Origin of the sequence: Prevotella sp. MGM1, from assembly GCF_002933775.1 — a bacterium.
In the GTDB taxonomy this organism is placed as follows: Bacteria; Bacteroidota; Bacteroidia; order Bacteroidales; family Bacteroidaceae; genus Prevotella.
Genome location: NZ_BEWV01000114.1, coordinates 1 through 846 on the forward strand (window position 1 = coordinate 1; position 846 = coordinate 846).

An 846-nucleotide genomic window follows, 5' to 3' on the forward strand; every position below is an offset into this window, starting at 1 on the left:
CGTGTTTTTTTAGTACTTTTGCAGCAACAGATATATACAGGACCAAACACTTACGGCAATGATAAAGACAAGAGGAATAATCACTTTGGCGGCACTGATGTTGTGTTGCATGGTACAGACGAAGGCACAGGAGAATGTGCAGGATGACGGCAAGTATACCGCCGGCCTGCTGAAAGCGGGTGATGAGGCTCCCGATTTCGTCATCGAGAACGGCGACACGCTTGCCGGAATGCATTTGAAAGACTTCCGGGGACGATACGTGGTGCTCGATTTCTGGGCCTCGTGGTGCGGCGATTGCCGCCGTGAGATACCGGCCGTGAAAGCGCTTCACAAGAGGTTCGCTTCCGATGGGGTGGTCTTCATTGGCGTGTCGGTAGACCAAAAGAAAGAAGCATGGATGAAATGTGTGCGCGACAACGGCATGGACTGGGTGCATCACAGTGAGTTGAAGCCTTGGAAAGAGACCGGGATATCGGCCGACTACAATATAAAATGGATACCTACGATGTATGTCGTAGACCCGAAAGGCCGCATCGCTCTCGCTACAATAAAGACGGAAGAAGTGGAAAAATATCTCTCTTCGGTATTCTGAAAGGCCGAAGAGAGATATTTTTAGCCGTCAGGAAGTTATACATGACGCGATAACTTCACCACTGCTGTCGGCCGGCTCCGTCGTGTGGGGCTGCCGGCCGGGTCACTCTTTTCCGCCGAAACACAGGTCGCCGGCATCTCCAAGGCCCGGCACGATATATTTATGCTCGTTGAGGCACTCGTCTATGGCGGCGCACCAAACCGTCGTCCTGTCTTCCGGAAATGTTTTTCTTACGTGGTCGATGCCTTCCGGAG

At 52.2% G+C, this 846-nt stretch carries 2 protein-coding genes; one reads left to right on the forward strand and one right to left on the reverse strand.

Annotated features, from left to right (window positions below; translation table 11 throughout):
* Positions 1–58: 58 nt before the first annotated feature.
* Complete coding sequence (locus MoGM_RS03810; protein WP_104368815.1) at positions 59–592, forward strand: TlpA disulfide reductase family protein; 534 nt, start codon at positions 59–61, stop codon at positions 590–592.
* A gap of 102 nt (positions 593–694) precedes the next feature.
* Here the strand turns inward: MoGM_RS03810 and MoGM_RS03815 are convergent.
* Positions 695–846, reverse strand: a 152-nt coding sequence (locus MoGM_RS03815; RefSeq protein ID WP_275936836.1) for a uracil phosphoribosyltransferase, incomplete at its 5' end; no start/stop codon positions are given.